Origin of the sequence: Paraburkholderia phenoliruptrix, assembly GCF_902859825.1 — a bacterium.
GTDB lineage: Bacteria > Pseudomonadota > Gammaproteobacteria > Burkholderiales > Burkholderiaceae > Paraburkholderia > Paraburkholderia phenoliruptrix.
Map to the genome: position 1 here is coordinate 96,852 of NZ_CADIKB010000023.1, position 19,424 is coordinate 116,275.

At 64.7% G+C, this 19,424-nt stretch carries 19 protein-coding genes; 3 read left to right on the forward strand and 16 right to left on the reverse strand.

The window, feature by feature from the left end; translation table 11 throughout:
- Positions 1-5: 5 nt before the first annotated feature.
- From HV711_RS21340 to HV711_RS21350, 3 genes are read right to left on the reverse strand one after another with little or no spacing between them, the layout of a single operon-like run.
- Positions 6-935, reverse strand: coding sequence for an ABC transporter permease (locus HV711_RS21340; protein WP_013588133.1), 930 nt, complete (start codon positions 933-935; stop codon positions 6-8).
- A 48-nt stretch (positions 936-983) separates the two neighbouring features.
- Entirely contained in the window at positions 984-2,090 is a 1,107-nt protein-coding gene (locus HV711_RS21345; protein ID WP_013588132.1) for an ABC transporter permease, read from the reverse strand.
- Between the two features lie 46 nt (positions 2,091-2,136).
- Positions 2,137-3,759, reverse strand: coding sequence for an ABC transporter ATP-binding protein (locus tag HV711_RS21350; protein WP_035479733.1), 1,623 nt, complete (start codon positions 3,757-3,759; stop codon positions 2,137-2,139).
- Between the two features lie 247 nt (positions 3,760-4,006).
- On the opposite strand from HV711_RS21350, the gene HV711_RS21355 reads away from it, so the two are divergent.
- A complete protein-coding gene (locus tag HV711_RS21355) occupies positions 4,007-4,939 on the forward strand; it encodes a LysR substrate-binding domain-containing protein (protein WP_006051768.1) in 933 nt (310 codons plus the stop codon).
- Between the two features lie 78 nt (positions 4,940-5,017).
- Here the strand turns inward: HV711_RS21355 and HV711_RS21360 are convergent, their stop codons facing one another.
- On the reverse strand, positions 5,018-6,427 hold the full coding sequence (locus HV711_RS21360) for an 8-oxoguanine deaminase (protein ID WP_035479731.1): 1,410 nt from the start codon (positions 6,425-6,427) through the stop codon (positions 5,018-5,020).
- 110 nt (positions 6,428-6,537) lie between these two features.
- Entirely contained in the window at positions 6,538-6,699 is a 162-nt protein-coding gene (locus tag HV711_RS21365; RefSeq protein ID WP_156946588.1) for a hypothetical protein, read from the reverse strand.
- A 261-nt stretch (positions 6,700-6,960) separates the two neighbouring features.
- On the opposite strand from HV711_RS21365, the gene uraH reads away from it, so the two are divergent.
- Both uraH and HV711_RS21375 read left to right on the forward strand, forming a co-directional pair.
- Positions 6,961-7,314: a hydroxyisourate hydrolase gene (uraH, locus tag HV711_RS21370; RefSeq protein ID WP_035479729.1), complete on the forward strand. Its 354-nt coding sequence runs from the start codon at positions 6,961-6,963 to the stop codon at positions 7,312-7,314.
- 197 nt (positions 7,315-7,511) lie between these two features.
- A complete protein-coding gene (locus tag HV711_RS21375; RefSeq protein ID WP_035479726.1) occupies positions 7,512-8,705 on the forward strand; it encodes a urate hydroxylase PuuD in 1,194 nt (397 codons plus the stop codon).
- Between the two features lie 422 nt (positions 8,706-9,127).
- Here the strand turns inward: HV711_RS21375 and HV711_RS21380 are convergent, their stop codons facing one another.
- From HV711_RS21380 to HV711_RS21430, 11 genes are all read right to left on the reverse strand, one after another.
- Positions 9,128-9,640, reverse strand: coding sequence for an ureidoglycolate lyase (locus HV711_RS21380; RefSeq protein WP_013588127.1), 513 nt, complete (start codon positions 9,638-9,640; stop codon positions 9,128-9,130).
- Positions 9,637-10,650 (reverse strand): allantoicase, encoded by a 1,014-nt coding sequence (alc, locus tag HV711_RS21385; RefSeq protein ID WP_035479724.1) that lies wholly within the window; start codon positions 10,648-10,650, stop codon positions 9,637-9,639. Before alc ends, HV711_RS21380 begins: the two co-directional genes overlap by 4 nt.
- 87 nt (positions 10,651-10,737) lie before the next feature.
- Positions 10,738-11,259 carry a 2-oxo-4-hydroxy-4-carboxy-5-ureidoimidazoline decarboxylase gene (uraD, locus tag HV711_RS21390; RefSeq protein WP_013588125.1) on the reverse strand — a complete coding sequence of 174 codons (522 nt, stop codon included), beginning with the start codon at positions 11,257-11,259 and terminating at the stop codon, positions 10,738-10,740.
- A complete protein-coding gene (gene puuE, locus HV711_RS21395) occupies positions 11,256-12,206 on the reverse strand; it encodes an allantoinase PuuE (RefSeq protein ID WP_035479723.1) in 951 nt (316 codons plus the stop codon). The genes uraD and puuE overlap by 4 nt, the downstream gene beginning before the upstream one ends.
- Before the next feature lie 194 nt (positions 12,207-12,400).
- The gene (locus HV711_RS21400) at positions 12,401-13,228 is read right to left on the reverse strand and encodes an aspartate/glutamate racemase family protein (protein ID WP_035479721.1); all 828 of its coding nucleotides are present in this window, start codon (positions 13,226-13,228) and stop codon (positions 12,401-12,403) included.
- 90 nt (positions 13,229-13,318) lie between these two features.
- On the reverse strand, positions 13,319-14,809 hold the full coding sequence (locus HV711_RS21405) for an NCS1 family nucleobase:cation symporter-1 (RefSeq protein ID WP_035479719.1): 1,491 nt from the start codon (positions 14,807-14,809) through the stop codon (positions 13,319-13,321).
- A gap of 350 nt (positions 14,810-15,159) precedes the next feature.
- The gene (locus tag HV711_RS21410; RefSeq protein ID WP_028361132.1) at positions 15,160-15,984 is read right to left on the reverse strand and encodes a GntR family transcriptional regulator; all 825 of its coding nucleotides are present in this window, start codon (positions 15,982-15,984) and stop codon (positions 15,160-15,162) included.
- A gap of 309 nt (positions 15,985-16,293) precedes the next feature.
- A complete protein-coding gene (gene ldcA, locus HV711_RS21415) occupies positions 16,294-17,223 on the reverse strand; it encodes a muramoyltetrapeptide carboxypeptidase (protein ID WP_035479717.1) in 930 nt (309 codons plus the stop codon).
- 48 nt (positions 17,224-17,271) lie between these two features.
- Positions 17,272-17,955: a tRNA adenosine(34) deaminase TadA gene (gene tadA / locus HV711_RS21420; protein ID WP_082201432.1), complete on the reverse strand. Its 684-nt coding sequence runs from the start codon at positions 17,953-17,955 to the stop codon at positions 17,272-17,274.
- The gene (locus HV711_RS21425) at positions 17,952-18,398 is read right to left on the reverse strand and encodes a DnaJ family domain-containing protein (RefSeq protein ID WP_035479715.1); all 447 of its coding nucleotides are present in this window, start codon (positions 18,396-18,398) and stop codon (positions 17,952-17,954) included. Before HV711_RS21425 ends, tadA begins: the two co-directional genes overlap by 4 nt.
- A gap of 146 nt (positions 18,399-18,544) precedes the next feature.
- Positions 18,545-19,162, reverse strand: coding sequence for a 2'-5' RNA ligase family protein (locus HV711_RS21430; RefSeq protein ID WP_035479713.1), 618 nt, complete (start codon positions 19,160-19,162; stop codon positions 18,545-18,547).
- Between the last annotated feature and the right edge of the window lie 262 nt (positions 19,163-19,424).

Here is a 19,424-nt window from a genome sequence, read left to right on the forward strand (position 1 = left end):
GCGCGTCAGCCCGCCGAGAAAAACGGCTTGCCGAGCGACGCCGGCGCATTGAGGCGAATCGTGTTCGGGTTGCGTGAAATCAGCACCAGCACGACGACCGTCGCGACATACGGCAGCATCGCGAGAAACTGCGTCGGCACGGGCACGCCGATCGCCTGCGCGTAGAACTGCAGGCCCGTCACCGCGCCGAACAGCAGCGCGCCGATCAGCAGGCGTCCGGGGCGCCACGTCGCGAACACGACGAGCGCGAGCGCGATCCAGCCGCGGCCCGAGGTGAGCTGTTCCTGCCAGAGGTGCAGATTGACGATCGAGTAATAGCCGCCCGCGAGCCCCGCCATGCCGCCGCCGAACGCGACCGCGCCGTAGCGCACGCCGACCACCGGAAAGCCCACTGAATGCGCGACCTGCGGCGATTCGCCGACCGAGCGCAGCACGAGCCCCGCGCGCGTGCGATACAGAAACCAGCCGATCACCGCGAACATCACGAACGCGAGGTAATCGAGCGGCGTAAGACTGAAGAGCGCCGGCCCGAGCACCGGAATCTTCGAGAGACCGGGAATGGCCCATGTGTCGATGCTGGCGCGCACGGCCGCCGACGTATACGGTTTGCCCACATACGCAGAGAGCCCGATGCCGAAGATGGTCAGCGAGAGACCCGTGGCGACCTGGTTGGCGAGCATGGTCAGCGTGAGGAACGCGAACAGCAGCGACATGGCGAGCCCCGCGCCGATGGCGGCCAGCACGCCGAGCCACGGGCTGCCGGTGATCGCGGTGACCGCGTAGCCGGTTACGGCGCCCATCAGCATCATGCCCTCCACGCCGAGGTTGAGGACGCCCGACTTTTCGGCGACGAGTTCGCCCGCGCCCGCGAACATCAGCGGAATCGCGGCGGTGACGGCGCTCGAGGTGAGCGCGCTGGCTTGTTGAATATCCATGGAATGCGGCGGCTAAATGGTAGCGGCAGGAGCCGAACGGTGAACGGGTCAGTGCGCTTGCGCGGCCACGGAGCGCCGGCGCACGCGGTAATTGACGAACAGGTCGGCGCCGAGCAGGCAGAACAGCAAGAGCCCCTGGAACACGCCCGAGAGCGCCTGCGGCAGTTGCATCGACGTCTGCACGGCCTCCCCGCCGAGATACAACAGCGCCATCAGCAGGCTCGCGAGCACGATGCCGAGCGGATGCAGCCGTCCCACGAACACGACGATGATCGCCGTGAAGCCGTAACCCGGCGACCAGGTGGCCTGCAACTGGCCGATCGGCCCGGCGATCTCGCCCATGCCGGCTAGACCGGCGAGTCCGCCGCTGATGAGGAGCGACATCCAGATGGTCTTCTTGTCGGAGAAGCCCGCGTAGCGCGCGGCGAGCGGCGCGAGACCGCCGACGTTCATCCGGTAGCCGGCGAAACTCTTCCTCATGAAGAGCCAGACGAGCGGAATCGCGATGAGTGTGATGAACACGGACGCGTTCAGCCGCGTGCCGCGCAGCCACTTCCAGTGCCAGTCGCCGTAAAGCGTCGGATAGAGCGCGTCGCCGCTGAACATTTCCGACAGTGGAAAGTTCATGCCCTGCGGATCGCGCCACGGACCGCTCACGAGATAGATCAGCAACTGCGTCGCCACATAGGTAAGCATCAGGCTCACGAGAATTTCGTTGGTGTTGAAACGGCTTTTCAGCAGCGCGGGAATGGCCGCCCACACCATGCCGCCGATCACGCCGGCCAGCATCATCAGAAACAGGATCCACCAGCCGGTGGCCTGATCGAAATAGATCGCCACGCCGCTTGCGGCAATGCCGCCGAGCAGCATCTGCCCTTCGGCACCGATATTCCAGACGTTCGCGCGATAACCGATTGCAAGGCCGAGGCCGATCAGGCACAGCGGCGAAGCCTTCAGCAGAAGCTCCGACCAGCCGTTCACGCTCGACAGCGGTTCGATGAAAAACGCATGCATGGCCTGCAGTGGATCGCGGCCGACGAGGCCGAAGATCGCGAAACCGATGGCGAGCGTCAGCAACGCGGCGATCAGCGGCACGGCGAGCTGCATGGTGCGCGACGGGGTGGTGCGCGCTTCGAGTCGATACGGAAGAATCATGGGTAGCGTGGTTATTGTCCGGTTCTTGTACGGGGCGCCGGCGGGCTCAGACGTGCGCCGGATGCCCGGCTGAAGGCGCCGTGCCCTCGCGGCCGCCGAAGAGGCCCGCCATCCAGCGGCCGATTTCCTCGGCGTTGGTCGCGCCCGTGGCGCGCACCGGCGAGAGCCTGCCGCCCGCGAGCACCGCAATGCGGTCGCAGATGTCGAAGAGCTCCTCCAGTTCCTCGGAAATCACGAGGATCGCCACGCCGCGCGCCGACAGATCCAGCAACTGCTGGCGAATGAAGGCCGCGGCGCCGACGTCGACGCCCCATGTCGGCTGCGCGACCACCAGCACCTTCGGTGCCTGGAGAATCTCGCGGCCCACGATGTACTTCTGCAGATTGCCGCCCGACAGACTCTGCGCGAGCGCTTCGGCGCCGCCGCAACGCACGTCGAAGGCTTCGATGCAGCGCTTTGCAAACGCGCGCATCGCGCCCGCCCGGATCCAGCCCGAACTCACCATCTTCTGACGATGCGCGGTCAACAGCGCGTTTTCGGAGAGCGTCATCGCCGGCACGGCGCCGCGGCCAAGCCGCTCTTCCGGCACGAAGCCGAAGCCGAGCGCGCGCCGCGCGCCCGCGCCGAGGCGCCCCGCGGGCTTGCCGCAGATCCTGATGGCGTCGGCCGGCTGCCGGCTCGCGCCGCGCTTTTCGCCCGACAGCGCCGACAGCAATTCCGCCTGGCCATTGCCCGATACACCGGCAATGCCGAAAATTTCGCCCGCGTGCACGGCAAACGAGACATTGTCGAGCGACGTGCCGAACGGGTCGTCGCTCGTCACGGATAACGCCTTGACGTCGAGCAGCACCTCGCCTGGATTGTGCTCGCGGCGCGTGTAGTCCGGCAGCGAATGGCCGACCATGAGTTGCGCGAGCGACGCGTGCGTTTCCTCTTTCGGCTTCACGTGGCCGGTCACACGGCCGCCGCGCATAACCGTCGCGGTGTCGCACAGTTCCTGGATTTCGTCGAGCTTGTGGCTGATGTACAGAATGCTGCAGCCTTCCGCGGCGAGGCGGCGCAGCGTCGCGAAGAGCTTGCGCACGGCCTGCGGCGTGAGCACGGACGTGGGTTCGTCCATGATGAGAAGACGCGGGTTCTGCAACAGGCAGCGCACGATCTCCACACGCTGGCGTTCGCCGACCGTCAGGCTATGCACGTGGCGCTGCGGGTCGATGTCGAGGCCGTAATCGGCCGATACTTCGCGGATGCGTTTTGCAAGCGCCTTGAGGTCGAACGGCTCGTCGAGCGCGAGCGCGATGTTCTCCCCGACCGTGAGCGTCTCGAACAGCGAAAAGTGCTGAAACACCATGCCGATGCCGAGCTTGCGCGCCGCCGCCGGGCTCGCGATCTCGAGCGTCTCGCCTTCCCACTGGATTTCGCCCGCGTCCGGCCGCACCGCGCCGTAGATGATCTTCATCAGCGTGCTCTTGCCCGCGCCGTTTTCGCCGAGCACCGCGTGGATCTCGCCCGGCGCGACGATCAGTGTGACGTCGTCGTTGGCTCGCACGGCCGGATATTGTTTGCTGATGCCCTTGAGCATCAACCGCGGCGCCGCCTGTTCCGGCCGGGGTGCCGTCCCGCGTGCCGGCTGCGCGGCAGCGCCGTCGCTATAAAAAGAGTCGCTCATGTGATTCCGTCATGCGTCAGTAAAGCCGGTTGGGTACGTTCGTCGCGTTGCGCCCCGACGATCCGTCACCACAACCGGATGACAATACCTAATTCGCCCCGCTCAGTCGAGCCGACAAAATTCGCGGAAAGCCCCGCCACAGCAAGCTCTGCGGGTATGCCTCCCTTGACGCCGCTTTTCGTTCATATTAAAACGCATATACCCCACCACCCCGTCGATCAGCCAGAACATATATTTCGGAGAAGTCATGAGTCAGCAACGCGAGGCGATCGATACCTATCTTTTACGCGTCTTGCACACCTTGTTGATGGAGCGCAGCGTCACGCGCGCGGCCGTCAAACTCAATCAATCGCAGCCTGCGATCAGCGCCGCGCTGCGCCGCCTGCGCGACATCACCGGTGACCCGCTGCTCGTGCGCGGCAAGTCGGGCATGGTGCCGACCGAATATGGCCTGCGCCTGCTCGAACCGGTGCAGAACGCGCTGCGGGAAATCGAACGCATCAAGTTCCAGCAACACAACTTCGATCCGGCGACGTCGATCCGCTGCTACCGGATCGGCTGCCCGGATTATCTCAACGTGCTGTTCGTGCCGACGGTGGTCGAGCGATTCCGTCAGGCGGCGCCGAACGCGACGCTCGAATTTCATTCGCTCGGCCCCGCGTTCGACTACGAACTGGCGCTCGAGGACGGCAAGCTCGACATCGTCGTCGGCAACTGGCCGGAGCCGCCCGAGCAGCTGCATCTGTCCAACCTGTTCGTCGACCAGATTGTCTGCCTGATGAGCAACACGCACCCGTTCGCCAAGCGCGGCGGCCTCACGCTCGACCAGTACCTGAACGCCCCGCATCTAGCGCCCACTCCGTATTCAGTCGGCCAGCGCGGCGCGATCGACGTGCATCTCGCGCGCGAACGCCTGAAACGCCACGTGGTCGTCACGCTGCCGTACTTCAATCTCGCGCCGTACGTGCTGATCAAATCGGATCTGATCTTCACGACGACGCGCCTTTTCGCCGATTACTACGCGAAGTTCCTGCCGCTCACCGTGGTGCCCGCGCCGCTCGACTTCCCGCCCATGCAGTACTACCAGCTCTGGCACGAGCGCGTCCATTATTCGGACGAAGTGCGCTGGCTGCGCAGCCTCGTCGCCGAAGCGACCAGAACGCTGATCGACAAGCCTTGATGCCGCCGCGCCGGGCGTCGCCGCGGGCGCGTGCGTGCAACGGCTCGCAGGAGCGCCCGCGGCACGCCGCACCGCGCCTTACGCCGCGGCTTCGTCAAGCGTTTGCGCCAGCCGGTTATGCCGCTCGATGACCGGTCCCAGTTCCAGCGTCGTCAACTGCCCGTCCCGCACCACGACCTTGCCGCCGATCACGCTATGACTCACCTGCGACGGCGCGCAGAACACCAGCGCCGCCACCGGGTCGTGCAACGCGCCGGCAAAGAGCGGCTGACGCAGATCGAACGACACGAAGTCCGCCGCCATGCCGGGCGCGAGCGCGCCGATGTCGTCGCGATTGAGCACCCTGGCGCCGCCGAGCGTGGCAATCTCCAATGCTTCGCGGGCGGTCATCGCATCCGGGCCGAAACCGACGCGCTGCAACAGCAACGCCTGGCGCACTTCGGCAACCATCTGCGCGCCGTCGTTCGACGCCGAGCCGTCCACGCCGAGGCCGACCGGCACACCCGCGCGCCGCATCCGCCCGACTGGCGCGATGCCGGACGCAAGCCGCATGTTCGAGCACGGACAATGCGCGACGCCCGTGCCCGTGCGCGCAAAGAGTTCGATGCCGGCATCGTCGAGCTGCACGCAGTGCGCGTGCCACACGTCGCGCCCGACCCAGCCCAGATCTTCTGCATATTGCGCGGGTGTCATGCCGAATTTCTCGCGGCTATAGGCAATGTCGTTGCTGTTCTCGGCGAGATGCGTATGCAGCGACACGCCATAGTGCCGCGCCAGCACCGCCGACTCGCGCATCAGGTCGCGGCTCACCGAAAACGGCGAACACGGCGCGACGACCATGCGCAGCATCGCGTAACGGCCGTCGTCGTGATATGTCTCGATGAGCCGTTGCGTGTCGTCCAGAATGTCCGCCTCGCGCTCCACCACCGAATCGGGCGGCAGGCCACCGTCTTTGCGCCCCACGCTCATGCTGCCGCGCGCCGCGTGAAAGCGCATGCCGATGCGGCGCGCGGCGGCGATGCTGTCGTCGAGCCGGCTGCCGTTCGGGTAGATATACAGATGGTCGCTCGACGTGGTGCAGCCGGAGAGCAAGAGCTCGGCCATCGCGGTCAGCGTCGATACTTCGATCATCTCCGGCGTGAGATTCGCCCACACCTTGTACAGATTCGTGAGCCAGCCGAACAGCTCGGCGTTCTGCGCGGCCGGGATCGCGCGCGTCAAGCTCTGGTACATGTGGTGGTGCGTGTTCACGAGGCCCGGAATCACCAGATGCCCGCGCATGTCCAGCACCTCTTCCGCGGTGGGCGGCAGTTGCGCCGTCGGCCCGACCGCGACGATGCGGTTGTCCTCGATATAAAGGCCGCCGTCGCGCAACTCGCGCCGCGCGCCGTCCATCGTGACGAGCACGTCTGCGTGCTTCACCAGCAGGGTTCTGCGCGGCTTGTTCGTGTTCTGTAATGCCTCGGCCATCGTCATCCGCATCGTCATCCGTTTTCTCCGCCTGATTGCTTCCGTGCAAAGTCGTCCGAACGCGATGTGACGGCGCACGAACCGCGCCGCCGCGTCCCGTCGAACGCCGTTGGCCCGGTTACCCAGCGTCATGCGCCGTCTTCGGGACGTGCGCCGCGCAGCAGGCCCGTGCTGTCTGCCCGGGCCGGCCGTTGCTGCGGCGCACAGGCGTAACCTTCGACGGCCAAAATAACGCTGGCAACTCGCGCCGCTGCGATAACCATCTTCAGGCTGCCGATATAGTGGGTCATTTTTGACGCCGGTACGATCCAGTGGGGATCGTATGCGCCTGAAGCGTCGCGGGGCTTGCAGCGCACTGTCCTTCATGCGCCAGCTATTATCTTTCTTATCGCGCGCGCGCTGGACAGAACAACTTTTTACAATGGCTGCCACGGCGCTCGCTTCAATTCGCCGACGGGTATGTAGCCACTGACGTGGAGCCTCGATCCGCCGCACACGTATCTGGATCGGGCCGCCGCCGAAACCTCGCAAACACACAAGGAAAACTGCGAATGGGAAAGCTCACTACCCATGTGCTCGACACCGCGAACGGCCGTCCCGGCGCGGGCATCAAGATCGAACTCTTCGCGCTTTCGGGCGACACACGCCGCGCGCTGAAAACGACGCTCACCAATGACGACGGCCGCTGCGACGAGCCGCTCCTGCAAGGCGACGCGCTTGTCGCAGGCGAATACGAACTGGTGTTCGCGGCGGGCGACTACTTCGCGTCGATCGGCACGAGGGTGCCCGAGCCGCGTTTCGTGGATCGCGTCGTGTTGCGCTTCGGCATCGCCGACGCTGCTGCGCACTATCACGTGCCGCTCCTCGTGTCGCCGTGGTCGTACAGCACCTATCGGGGCAGCTGAGCGCGTCGGCGCAATACGTGTTCTACGCAAGAGCCCAATAAAAACCCGGCAAAACGACGCCGTGCGAACTGAGCGCATGGCGTCTTTCACCCGCAGTCCGCGGGGCGGCGTCCGGCAGGCGCAATCCATCCGTCAGGCGGATGCGCGAGGCACGGCCCGCCGCTGCGCGAACAACGAATCAGAAGTGGAGGAGTTTCATGGAAGGCTTTATCACCGACTGGTTGAATCTCGCGATTCGCTGGTTTCACGTCATCGCCGCCATTGCGTGGATCGGCGAGTCGTTCTATTTCGTCGCGCTCGACAACAGCCTGAAACCGCCGCAGGACCCGAACCAGCGCCGGCGCGGCGTGTTCGGCGAACTGTGGCACGTGCACGGCGGCGGCTTCTACAACATGCAGAAGTACACGGTCGCGCCGCCCGAAATGCCGGACGACCTGCACTGGTCGAAGTGGCCGTCGTACACCACGTGGCTGTCGGGCTTCGGTCTTTTCACCGTGCTGTATCTGTTTTCGCCGTCCACGTATCTGATCGACAGGAATGTGCTCGACATGGGCCCGGTGGTCGCCGTCGCGTCGGCGCTCGGCTTTCTCGCGGCGGGCTGGATCGTGTACGACTCGCTGTGCCGGATGCTCGGCAACAAGGACAAGGTGCTCGGCATCTGCGTCGGCGTGTATGTGCTGATCGCGGCGTGGCTCGCGTGTCATATCTTTGCGGGACGCGCGGCCTATCTGATCATGGGCGCGATGCTCGCAACGATCATGTCGGCGAACGTGTTCTTCGTGATCATTCCGGGCCAGCGCAAGATGGTCGACGCGATGCTGAAGGGCGACACGCCCAATCCGATCTACGGCAAGCGCGGCAAGCAGCGCTCGGTGCACAACACGTATTTCACCTTGCCGGTGGTCTTCGCGATGCTGTCGAACCACTACGCGATGACGTACACGCATCCGTACAACTGGGCCGTGCTCGTCGTGATCATGCTGGCCGGCGCGCTGATCCGTCAGTTCTTCGTGATGCGTCATCGCGGCCAGGTGCTGTGGTATCTGCCGCTCGTGGGCATCGCGCTGATGTTCGGCGCCCTCTTCTGGACCATGCCGAAGCCGATGGTCGCGCAGGCGCAGGCCGCGAACGCGCCCACGGTGAAAGTGGCCGACATCGCGCCGGTGTTGCAGCAGCGCTGCGTGGCATGCCACTCCGCGCATCCGACGATGATGGGCAGCGCGCCCGCCGGCGTGCTGCTCGATACGCCGGATGAAATCTCGCAGAACGCGCGGCGGATCTACCAGCAAGCGGTCACGCTCAAGGCGATGCCGCTCGGCAACGTGACCCACATGACCGACGACGAGCGGATGAAGATCGCGGCCTGGTTCCAGGGGGGCGCGGCGAAGTGATTGAAGCGGGGCCGGGCCGCTTGTTGTCCCGGCCGGTGAATGTCTCAAAGCGGGCTTTTCGCGCAAGCGGGAAGCCCGCTTTTTTGCTGGTTGGACAGATGGACTTACCGTGGACCTCACGCCTCGGCGCTCGGTCGAAAGCTGCCGGCCGGCCGCGGCCAAAACGCGGCGCCCGTGGCGAGGTGTGGGGCACAGCTTGGGCCACAGCAGCTTGCGCCACAGCAGTGGCACGCCTGCCCCCAGCCCTTCGGCAGTTTGCGTGCGTGAACTGCGAGGCGGCGCCTGGCGCCACACGACGGAACTCCGCAGCAACAGAACCGGCAAGCAAAAAAGGCTCACGGCATGTCTGCCGTGAGCCCTTCAAACACCGCTACCGCTTGCCGTCGGAAGGCAGGAAGGCAGGAACGCACCGATGCGAAAACCTAAACCGCCACCGCGCTCAATGCATCCTCGGTCAACCACAGCGGCTGCGCCAGATCCTGCTCGTTGAGGTTGAGTCCCTCCCCGCCACGATCGACGACGATAAAGTCGCTCACGTCGCCCAACGCGATCAACGGGTGATGCCACACGCCCTTCGCGTAATTGACGCCCTGCCAACCGCTCGTGACAAAAGCACGGATTTTCGATTCGTCGAGCTCGCCCACCGGCGCGACGACGACGAGATACGGCTTGTCGTTCAGCGGCACGAACGCCTGGCTGCCGAGCGGATGCCGCTCCAGCATCTTCACTTCGAAAGGCAGGCTGCGCGGCTGTCCGCGAAACAGGTTCACGAGCGTGCGGCCGTTCTCGTCCGTCACGTCCACTTTCGCCAGATCGTGATAGCGGATCGTCGTGCCGAGATTGATCGGAATCTGCTTCGCGCCCTCGAGCTCGATCACATCGCCGAACGCGGCGAAGGCTTCCTTTGTCAACGGTTCGATCGCGAGTGTCTTCATGATGCGAGCGTGCCCCACAGACGCAGACGCGACACGCCGCCATCCGGAATGATGTTAAAGCGCACGTGCGTGACCGGCCCGAGCGCGGCGATCTCGCTTTCGAAGTAATGCTGCTTGTCCATTTGCAGCTTCTGCTCGCCGAGCAGCACCGGCCAGAACATGGCCTGGGTGATGAGCGAGCTGTCCGTGCCGCCGGTGACATACGCGGCCTGGATCGAGCAGCGGTCCGGATAATTGCCCTTGAAGTGCGCGGTGTCGACTTCGATCTTCGTAATCACGCCCGGCTGTGCCAGCGCGACGATCGCCCAGTCGTTGCCGGGTTCGCGGCGGCGCCGGGTTTCCCAGCCGTCGCCCATGTTCACGCCGCGCCCCGGCATGAGGATGGTGGAGGCCGCGCCGAAGTGCTGATTATTCGCGGCGACGAGGTAGGCGCCGTTTTCCATCGCGGCCAGATCGAACAGCTCGGTGCGGCTCGCGCCCGCCCAGTCGACTTGCGGCTGGCCGTACACGCGCAGACGCGCGATGCCGCCGTCCGGATAGATGTTCACGCGCAGGTGCGTGTAGGCAGTCGCGTCGCCGACTTCCAGATAGTGATGGCTATTGCCCTGCAAGGTGGTCGACGGCACGATTCCGGTCCATTGCGTCGACTGGTTCGGCACGCCGTCCACCACGCGCGCAGCCTGCACGGAAGCGGCCGGCGGAAAGTTGCCGGTGAAGTGGCTCGTGTCAAGGTCGAGTCCCTTGATCACGCCCGGACGCGCGAGCTTGACGATGCACCAGTCGTAGCCCGTCACGCGCTTGCGGCGCGTTTCCCAGCCGTCCATCCATTTGCCGTGCTCGTCGTACTTGCCGGGAATGAAGACGGCCGGTTCCGGATTCAGCATGCGCTCCTTCGGGGCGAAGAATTCGTCGCTGGCCTCGAGCGCCTGCGCGCCGAGGCGCGGGTCCGCCAGATTCACGTAGCGGCGCGTGAATTCGGGTGCGTTGGGGTCGAGAATCGGGAGTGCCATCTTTGTCTTCCTTGATGTTTGTTTAGGGCTAGAAAACGTTCCGGTGACGCGCCGCCGCGCGCACGCGCAGCGGCGCTCACGCGTTCATCACGCGTCGATCAGGTCTTCGAGCCGCAAACGGGCGATACGGTAGATCTGATCCAGACTCGCGCGCAGTTCGTCGGCGCGGCTATTGTTCACGCGCGCCTCGAAGTTCGCGATGATGCCGTGACGGTCATAGCCGCGCACCGCGAGAATGAAGGGAAAGCCGAACTTCTCGCGATAGGCGGCGTTCAGCGCGAGCAGTTTGTCGAACTCCTGCTGCGTGCATTGCGACAGGCCAGCGCCGCTTTGCTCGCGCGTCGATTCCGCGGTGAGTTCGCCGCGCACCGCGGCCTTGCCGGCGAGTTCCGGGTGGGCGTTGATGAGTGCGAGCTGCTTCTCTTCGCCTGCTGTCTCGACAATGTTCGACATCTTGCGATGCAATTCGTCGAGGCTCGCAAACGGCCGCTCGCGCGCGGCGATTTCCGCAACCCACGGCGAGTGCTCGAAAATGCCCGACAGCGCCGCGACGAACGCGTCGGTCGAAAGGCTGTTGAGTTGGTCCAGTGTGTATTGCATCGCCTTCATGCCGCTGCCCCGCGGTTGGTTTGCTGATAGGGATGATGTTCGCGCCAGTGCCGCGCGATATCGACGCGCCGCGTCACCCACACGCGGTCATGCTGCTCGATGTGATCGAGAAAGCGCTGCAGCGCGCGAAACCGCCCGGGGCGTCCGAGCAGCCGGCAGTGCATGCCGACCGACAGCATCTTGGGCGCTTCGTCGCCTTCTTCGTAGAGCACGTCGAACGCGTCGCGCAGATACGTGAAGAAATGGTCCGCCGTGTTAAAGCCCTGCGGACTCGCGAAACGCATGTCGTTGGTGTCGAGCGTGTACGGCACGATCAGTTGCGGCACCGTCGAACCGCCCGTGACCTCGACGTCCATCCAGAACGGCAGGTCGTCGCCGTAGTAGTCGGAGTCGTACAGGAAGCCGCCGTGTTCAGCGACGAGCCGGTGCGTGTTCGGGCTGTCGCGGCCGGTGTACCAGCCGAGCGGCCGCTCACCGGTTACACGTTCGATAGCCTGCATGCCGAGCCGCATATGCTCGGCTTCCTTTTCCGGCGAGACGTCCTGATAGTGAATCCAGCGATAGCCGTGACAGGCAATCTCGTGACCGAGTTCGACGAAAGCGCGCGCGACCTCGGGGTGTCGTTCAATCGCCATGCCGACGCCGAACACCGTGAGCGGCAGGCCGCGCTTTTCGAATTCCCGCAGAATGCGCCACACGCCGGCGCGCGATCCGTACTCGTAGATCGACTCCATGCTCATGTGACGAGCCGGATAGGCAGCCGCGCCGACGATCTCCGACAAAAACTGCTCCGAGCCGGGATCGCCGTGCAGCACGCAGTTTTCACCGCCTTCCTCGTAATTGAGGACGAATTGCACTGCGACGCGCGCTCGCCCCGGCCAGTTCGCCTGCACGGGGTGGCGGCCGTAGCCGATCAGATCGCGTGGATAGTTGGGGTCGAGTGGCATGGTTTGACGAATGCGTGGTGACAATACGTGGGTGTTCGCGAGGCTCGGCGTACGGTGCGCCGCGAGTCGCGCGCGACGTGGCCGCGACGGCCTGCGTGGGCGCGACGGAAAGCCCGTCGCGCAGCCCGCACCGAGTTGGATCAGTGTAGCGAAAACACCCCGACGCGCCCATACAGCCGCACAGATAGTGCGTGTCAGACTGAATGTATGTGCGGCTCGGCCTGGCTGGTGTTTACCCGCAGCGAATCGGCACTCATTGCACGCGGCGCCACGGCGTTCGGCCCCGCCGCCGACGGACTGAACGATTCCAGCGCACCGTCGTAACGCTTTGCGAGCGGCCGCGCGTAGTCGCCGCGCTTGGCCGTTGAAAGCCGCAGGGCGACGAGCGCTTCGGTCCATTTGACGGCGGCCGTCACGCCTTCTATGACGGGCGCGCCGAGCGCGTCCTGAATTTCCGCGCATAGCTCGGCCATGCCCGCGCAGCCGAGCACGATCGCGTCCGAGCCGTCTTCGGCCAGCGCGCGCCGGCATTCGTCGAGGATGATGCGGCGCGCCGCCGAGCCTGGCTTGTCCAGATCGAGCACGGCGACGTCGGTCGCACGGACGTTGCGGCAAAAACGCTTCATGCCGTAGCGCTCGGCGAGATGCCACGCCATGCCGCAGGTGCGCGCGAGCGTCGTGACGACGGAAAAGCCCGGCGCCAGCACGCTCGCCGCATGCATGGCCGCCTCCGCAATGCCGATCACCGGCCCGCGCGCGAGCTCGCGCGCCGCGTAGAGGCCTGGGTCGCCGAAACACGCGATCACGTAGCCGTCGCAGCCCTCGCGCTCGCCCGCCATGACTTCGGCGAGAAGGCCTGGCGTCGCGAGCGCTTCGTCGTAATAGCCTTCGATGGACGGCGGGCCCATCGTCGGACTCACTGCGATCACCTCCGTGCCCGGCGTGGCGACTTCGCGTGCGCAGCGGCCCATGGCATCGGTCATGCGCTGCGTCGTGTTCGGATTGATCAGTTTGATACGCATCTCGTCTCCTCTTCCCTCTGCGCGAGCAGTACAGCGGCACTGCCCTTCAGCTTCCGTTAGCTGCCCTTAGCTGCCCTTAGCTGCCGACCCTCACCGTGCCAGCACGCGATAGAACAGCGCCCCAAGACCCGCGCCGATGAACCACGAAAAATTCGCCATACCGTCAAGCGAGGGCACCATCACGCACAGCACGGCGATAACGGCGGCCGGCAAAAGCGCGGCCACTGCCCGATAATTGACGCCGTTGCGATACCAGTACGAACCCGTGGGCGCGACCGTGTACAGATCGTCGAGCACGACCTTCTGACGTTTCACGAGGTAGTAATCGACGATCAGGATTCCATACAAAGGTCCGATGAAGCTGCCGAGCACGTCCAGCGTGTAGTGGATCACAGCGGGATTGTTGAACAGATTCCACGGCGTGATGAAGACCGACGCGACCGCCGCCAGCATGCCGCCCGCACGCCAACTGATGAGCTTCGGCGCAACGTTCGAGAAGTCGAAGGCCGGCGACACGAAGTTCGCGACGATGTTGATGCCGATAGTGGCAACCGTGAAAGTCAGCGCGCCGAGAATCACGGCGGTCGGATAGTCGATGCGGCCGACCGTTTCGACAGGATCGGTGATCAGTTGGCCGAACACCGGCAGCGTGGCCGCCGTGGTGACCACTGTCACGAGCGAGAACGCGAGGAAGTTAACCGGCAGTCCCCAGAAGTTGCCGCGCTGCACGCTGCGAAAACTCTTGCCGTAGCGGGAAAAGTCGCCGAAATTGAGCATCGGCCCCGAGAAGTACGACACCACGAGCGAGGTTGCCGTAATCATGACCGGCAGCACCTCCATGCCGTGATACTTGACGCCGCCCAGGTTGATGCCGATGTTGCGCCATCCTGCGCGATACACCATATAGCCCGCGAGAATGAACATCACGACATACACCGCCGGACCGGCGAAGTCGATGAACTTCTTGATCGTCTCCATGCCGTGCCAGAACACCAGCGCCTGCAACACCCACAGCAGCATGAAGCCGCACCAGCCGAGCGTCGACAGTCCCATGAAGCCGTGGCGATGCACGTCTGCGTAGGGCAAGAGTTGCGGCACGAACTTCAACACGACAATCACCAGCGCGCTCGACGCGAGATAGGTCTGGATGCCGTACCACGCCACCGCGATCAGGCCGCGAATCACCGCGGGAATGTTGGCGCCGAGCACGCCGAAGGTTGCGCGGCAGGCCACCGGATACGGCACGCCGTTCGCCTGGCTCGGCTTCGCGATCATGTTGCACAGCACGTTGACAATGGTGATGCCGACCAGCAGCGCAATCAGCACCTGCCAGCTCGTCAGGCCTAGCGCGAACAGGCTCCCGGCAAACACATAACCGCCGACGCTGTGCACGTCCGACATCCAGAACGCGAAGATGTTGTAGGCGCCCCAGGTCTGGTGACGCAACGGCGCGAGGTCCGCGTTATACAAGCGCTCGCTGTAGCCGGCCGGCAGCGCTGTCTCGCCGGAAGTGTCGCCGTTTGCACCGTCTGCATAAGGGGGGATTGCGGAACTGCCGGGCGCTGCACTGAACTGAGCCATGATTCCTCCTTGTGATGGGACCGTCGATTGCGAATCGAAGGGCACTGCATTGGCCATGCCAGTTGCGGCTGTATTGCGCGCCGCGCAGCTTTCTTCCACTCCACCGGAAGAGGAGCGCGCTGCCGTCATGGCCACGCCGCGGGTGTCTCCGTACTGAAGTACTTGTGGTTATCGCATTGCCGGCCTTCCGCGGATCTCCGGCAATGGGGCTGCTGACAGTCTCGCCCGACGCCTGGCGACGGACGTGCGCGCGCCGGCCGACAGCGCCCGCGCCGCCTCGCAACGCTCGCTGGATTCGGTTCAGTTCAGTGCGGCGCGCACCAGCAACGGGCGCACGCCGGCCGCGTGCCTCAGCTTGGCGCGGACTTGCGTTTGGACGACTTGACGGGTGCTTCTTCGAATGACGCCTTGCCGGCGCCGTTCATTGCGCCGCCTGTTTCCATGCTCTTTGCGCTGATCTTCGGGACACTGGTTGCACCGCTCATCGAGCCGAACACCTCATGCAGGTCGGCTGCGCCGCGCGCGGGCCGCTCCAGCATCTTCAACTCGACGCTTTGCAGATGGCGCGACATCAATGCCGCCGCCGCTTTTGCATCGCCGGCGTCGAGCGCGGCGAGAATGGCTTCGTGGTCCTCAAAAGAGCACGGGCTGCGGCCAAGCGATTCGTATAACGCCGAAATCAGCGTGGAGCGCGCCACCAGTCCGTTCAGGCAGTCGCACAGCACCGTATTGCCGGTGAGCTGGGCCAACTCCGTGTGGAACTCGCCGGACAGGCGAATCCACGAAGAGAAATCACGCGTCTCGAACGCTTTGCGTTCGCGGCCGATCATGCTGCCGATGCTTTTCAGGCGGCGCATGCCGTGCCCGCTGCAAATCTTTTCGACGACGGCCAGCTCGATGATGCGGCGCATCTCGAACACCTCATGCACTTCCTGAAGCGAGGGACTCGCGACAAACGCACCGCGGTTCGGCTCCAGGTCCACGAGACGGTCCGTCGCAAGCTGCGCGAGCGCCTGTCGGATCGGGCCGCGCTTCACGTCGAATACTTCGCACAACTGTGCTTCCGTCAGTTTGGCACCCGGCGCCAGCCGATGCTCGAGAATCGCGGCGCGGATGCGCTCGGCAATTGCTTCGGGCTTCGAACTATTCGCGCTGGTCGATTCGGTGTCGGACATGATTTGCGTCTCGGTATGTTGGTCATAATAGAACGGACATAAAGATTGTCAACAATTTTTGCTGGCATCTTCGACAATTTTCCTCGCCCCGTGCTGAACGCAGCGGGCGCGCACGGTCGTAATCCATGTGGGGATTGAAGCAGCGGCAAAGTCGCCAGGCTTTTCACCGTCCTGGCGCACCCAATTTTGTCGACAAAATTGTCGTGCTTCAGACGGTGTTTGCCGGTCCAACTGGCGTTGCAGCGTCATCAGTTAGTTGCGTACTTAGTCCATAAAAAAACGGGCCGAAGCCCGCTTTCGTCTCTCGCGCTATCCGCGCAGGCACGGATAGTTGGACAAGGTCAGCCTGAAGCCGTCTTTATCCGCGACAAGGTGTGCGTCGGCTCCGACCGGCAGCGTCAACATGTCCGGCACGTGACCGAACTGCAAGCCGGTCACAATCGGAATGCCGGTCACCGACCTCATCTGGTCGATCACGGCGTTGAGGTCGTAGCCGTTGTCGTAGTCGAACGACTTGCCGCCCGAAAAATCGCCGAGCACGAGCGCCTGCTGCTGATCGAGAATGCCCGACAGATGCAGTTGATAAAGCATGCGCTCGATACGAAACGGTTGCTCGTTGACGTCCTCGACAAACAGCACCCCGCCCCGTACCGCCGGCATATACGGCGTGCCGATCAGCGACGTGAGCACCGCCAGATTGCCGCCCCACAAGGTACCGCAGACGTCCACCGCGCGCGCCTGCGGCACGTTCCGCGCGATCGTCACGGAGGGCACGGTCAGCGCCGCCCAGAAGTGCTGCATCGTGAATTCGCTGACGTGTTCCGCGCCGAAGTCGCTCAGCAGCATCGGGCCGCTGAACGTTTTGAGCCCAGCGCGGGCGAAGAGCGCGAGCTGAATCGCCGTGAAGTCGCTGTGGCCGACAAGCGCGACCGGCTGATCGGCCAGCCGGCGTTGCAGGCCCGCATAGTCGAGCTCGGCCAGAATGCGCACCGCGCCGTATCCGCCGCGCACGGCGAGCACGATATCCGGCAGCGCATGCGCTGCGTCGGCGAGCCGATTGAGGTCCGCCGCGCGCTCGCCGTCGGTTCCCGCAAAGCGCTGATAGCGGCGCTGAGTCGCTTCCACGCCTTGCACGTGATGCCCTTGGGCGCGCAGGCGTTCCAGCGCGCGAGTCAGCACGGCCGGGTCGTGCGGATAGCCGGATGGTGCGATCAGATCGAAGGTGCGGTGGACGGTCATCGGCGGGAGCGGTGTGTTTTGTTGGGAAAACGTTGGGCCGGTTTGCAGCTACAGCGCCTTGTCCGGATCGCTTTGCACATGATGCCCGCCCGGTGTTTCGACACCCGCGCGCGCCGCAGCACGCGCTTCGCGGCTGGCGCGGCGCCGCTCGGCGAAGAACGACTTCAGCGCCGCGCCGCATTCGCTTTCGAGCACGCCGCCGACGACCTCCGTGTGGTGATTCAGTTGCGGGTTCGCGAAGGCGTCGACGACGCTGCCGCACGCGCCCGTCTTGGGATCGCGCGCGCCGAATACTACACGGGCGATGCGGGCGTGCATGATCGCGCCCGCGCACATCAGGCAGGGCTCGAGCGTCACATACAGTTCGCAGCCGGGCAAGCGATAGTTCTCGACAATCTGCGCCGCGGTGCGCAAGGCGATCATTTCCGCGTGCGCCGAAGGATCGTGCGCACCGATCGGATGGTTGAAACCTTTGGCAATCACTTCGTCGCCGCGCACGAGCACGGCGCCGACGGGCACTTCGCCGGCCGCACGCGCCTCTTCGGCGGCCGCCTGAGCCAGCGCCATGAAGCGGCGGTCGCGGTCGGAGATAGGTTGGGCGGACGCTGTGGCCTCGCCGACGACAACTTCAGCGCCGCCCTGCGCGGCAGGCTGCACCGCCGGCGCCTTGCCGGCCTCGGCCCCATCCGGGTTCGCTTGCGGCACGCCGCAATGGGCGACGGGCTCGCTCACTGCGACCTCGCGGCAGCCAACGCCGCGGCGGGGGCGATCGGTTCGGCGCCCTCTGCATGGGATACGTCGCCGTTCGAAGCCCTCTCGGACAGTCGTTCAGCGATGCGGCGGCAATATTCATGCGGCAGGGCCAACGCGCCGCCGCGCAGCGATTCGAGCGCCATGTCGAGCGCCAGCATGCGCGCCTGCAGGCGACACAGGCTAGCGTTGTCGCTCACCGCGTTCAGGTCGGTCTGCAGGTCGCGCAGCGCGCGCAGCTGTTCGACCGCAGGCGGCACGAAACCCGCATTTTTCAGAATCCGGTTAGCCACGCGCACTTCTTCCGGGACGAGCGCATCGTCGTCCAGGCTGAGCGGCGCGCCCGCGCCCGGCAAATCGTCGAATTCGCCGCGTGCGGCGGCGGCGGCAATACGCTGTTCGACTAACGCATCAAGCAATCTCATCTGCAATCCACTACGTTGCGGCCCACGCATTCTATCAGGGAGTGCCCGATGGCTCTCCCCGCCTGGCATACCGGCACACCGCAGCCGTTCCGGTGCTGCGCAGTGATGGCGCGATCACGTCAGCGACCGTGCCCGCGCGTGACGCATCAGGGCGTGACGCCTTCGAGCGGCCAGCGCGCAAGCACAACATGCCGGGTCCGCCCCAACAAGCTGTGTATCAGCGCAAAAGCGCGCACGTTCCAGCAAACCGGCTCGACCGGCTGGGCGGCCGCCCAGGGCAGACCGTAAGCCAACGTCACATGCGGCGTAAAAAGCCCCGCCGCGGAACCCCTGCCACTCTCAATGCCGCAGTTCCGCAATGCGTCGTAGAACGCGTCATGCAACGCGTCATGCAGAGTATGAAGACCGACGACGCCATCGGTTCCCGTCAGAACCAGCGGGCCCGGGCGCGGTTTGGAAGCGAAACTCGCGACCGTGTCGAACTCCACGGTAAACGGCGCCATGCGGATAGACGCCGCGGCCTGCATTGCCGCCTCAACATGAGCCGGTGGCAGCCCGCCCGCGAAAGTGCCGAGATGCCGCAGCGTGACATGCAGACGACTGGGCGCGAGCGGCCTGCCGCGGGCGCGCGCTTCCCCACAAAGCCGCTGCGCGAGCTTTGAAATATCGGCCGCCGTGTTGCTGTCCGGAAAGACCGCGAAAAACAAACCGTCTGTTGGGGTGGGCGGCGCCTTCAGCCCGGGCAACCACAGTTGTTCAGGCATCTCGCTCCTGCGTGGTGAAAGCCGACATCTACACGGATACTCCTTCGCATTGAACTGACTCGCGGCCCGCAGCACACGCTGACGTGGCACTGTTGAGCCTTCAAAAAACGCTTGCACTTGCCGACCGCCTACGTAGAATACTGTACATCCATATGGGCTATCCATTTAGCTCCACTTGCGCCATGATCGGGTAGTGAGCGAACTCAAGCATACCCCGACTGCCGGTGAAGATTTCCCTCGAACATGGAGCCAGTTTCTGGAC

Bases quoted from the DNA above. Each gene is read 5' to 3' on its own strand.
- HV711_RS21425 (WP_035479715.1), bottom strand. From the start codon at position 18,398: ATGAGATTGCTTGATGCGTTAGTCGAACAGCGTATTGCCGCCGCCGCC.
- HV711_RS21400 (WP_035479721.1), bottom strand. From the start codon at position 13,228: ATGCGTATCAAACTGATCAATCCGAACACGACGCAGCGCATGACCGAT.
- HV711_RS21340 (WP_013588133.1), bottom strand. From the start codon at position 935: ATGGATATTCAACAAGCCAGCGCGCTCACCTCGAGCGCCGTCACCGCC.
- HV711_RS21375 (WP_035479726.1), top strand. From the start codon at position 7,512: ATGGAAGGCTTTATCACCGACTGGTTGAATCTCGCGATTCGCTGGTTT.
- HV711_RS21345 (WP_013588132.1), bottom strand. From the start codon at position 2,090: ATGATTCTTCCGTATCGACTCGAAGCGCGCACCACCCCGTCGCGCACC.
- HV711_RS21380 (WP_013588127.1), bottom strand. From the start codon at position 9,640: ATGAAGACACTCGCGATCGAACCGTTGACAAAGGAAGCCTTCGCCGCG.
- HV711_RS21365 (WP_156946588.1), bottom strand. From the start codon at position 6,699: ATGACCCACTATATCGGCAGCCTGAAGATGGTTATCGCAGCGGCGCGA.
- HV711_RS21410 (WP_028361132.1), bottom strand. From the start codon at position 15,984: ATGTCCGACACCGAATCGACCAGCGCGAATAGTTCGAAGCCCGAAGCA.
- HV711_RS21350 (WP_035479733.1), bottom strand. From the start codon at position 3,759: ATGAGCGACTCTTTTTATAGCGACGGCGCTGCCGCGCAGCCGGCACGC.
- ldcA (WP_035479717.1), bottom strand. From the start codon at position 17,223: ATGACCGTCCACCGCACCTTCGATCTGATCGCACCATCCGGCTATCCG.
- HV711_RS21355 (WP_006051768.1), top strand. From the start codon at position 4,007: ATGAGTCAGCAACGCGAGGCGATCGATACCTATCTTTTACGCGTCTTG.
- puuE (WP_035479723.1), bottom strand. From the start codon at position 12,206: ATGCCACTCGACCCCAACTATCCACGCGATCTGATCGGCTACGGCCGC.
- uraH (WP_035479729.1), top strand. From the start codon at position 6,961: ATGGGAAAGCTCACTACCCATGTGCTCGACACCGCGAACGGCCGTCCC.
- uraD (WP_013588125.1), bottom strand. From the start codon at position 11,259: ATGAAGGCGATGCAATACACACTGGACCAACTCAACAGCCTTTCGACC.
- HV711_RS21430 (WP_035479713.1), bottom strand. From the start codon at position 19,162: ATGCCTGAACAACTGTGGTTGCCCGGGCTGAAGGCGCCGCCCACCCCA.
- HV711_RS21405 (WP_035479719.1), bottom strand. From the start codon at position 14,809: ATGGCTCAGTTCAGTGCAGCGCCCGGCAGTTCCGCAATCCCCCCTTAT.
- alc (WP_035479724.1), bottom strand. From the start codon at position 10,650: ATGGCACTCCCGATTCTCGACCCCAACGCACCCGAATTCACGCGCCGC.
- HV711_RS21360 (WP_035479731.1), bottom strand. From the start codon at position 6,427: ATGACGATGCGGATGACGATGGCCGAGGCATTACAGAACACGAACAAG.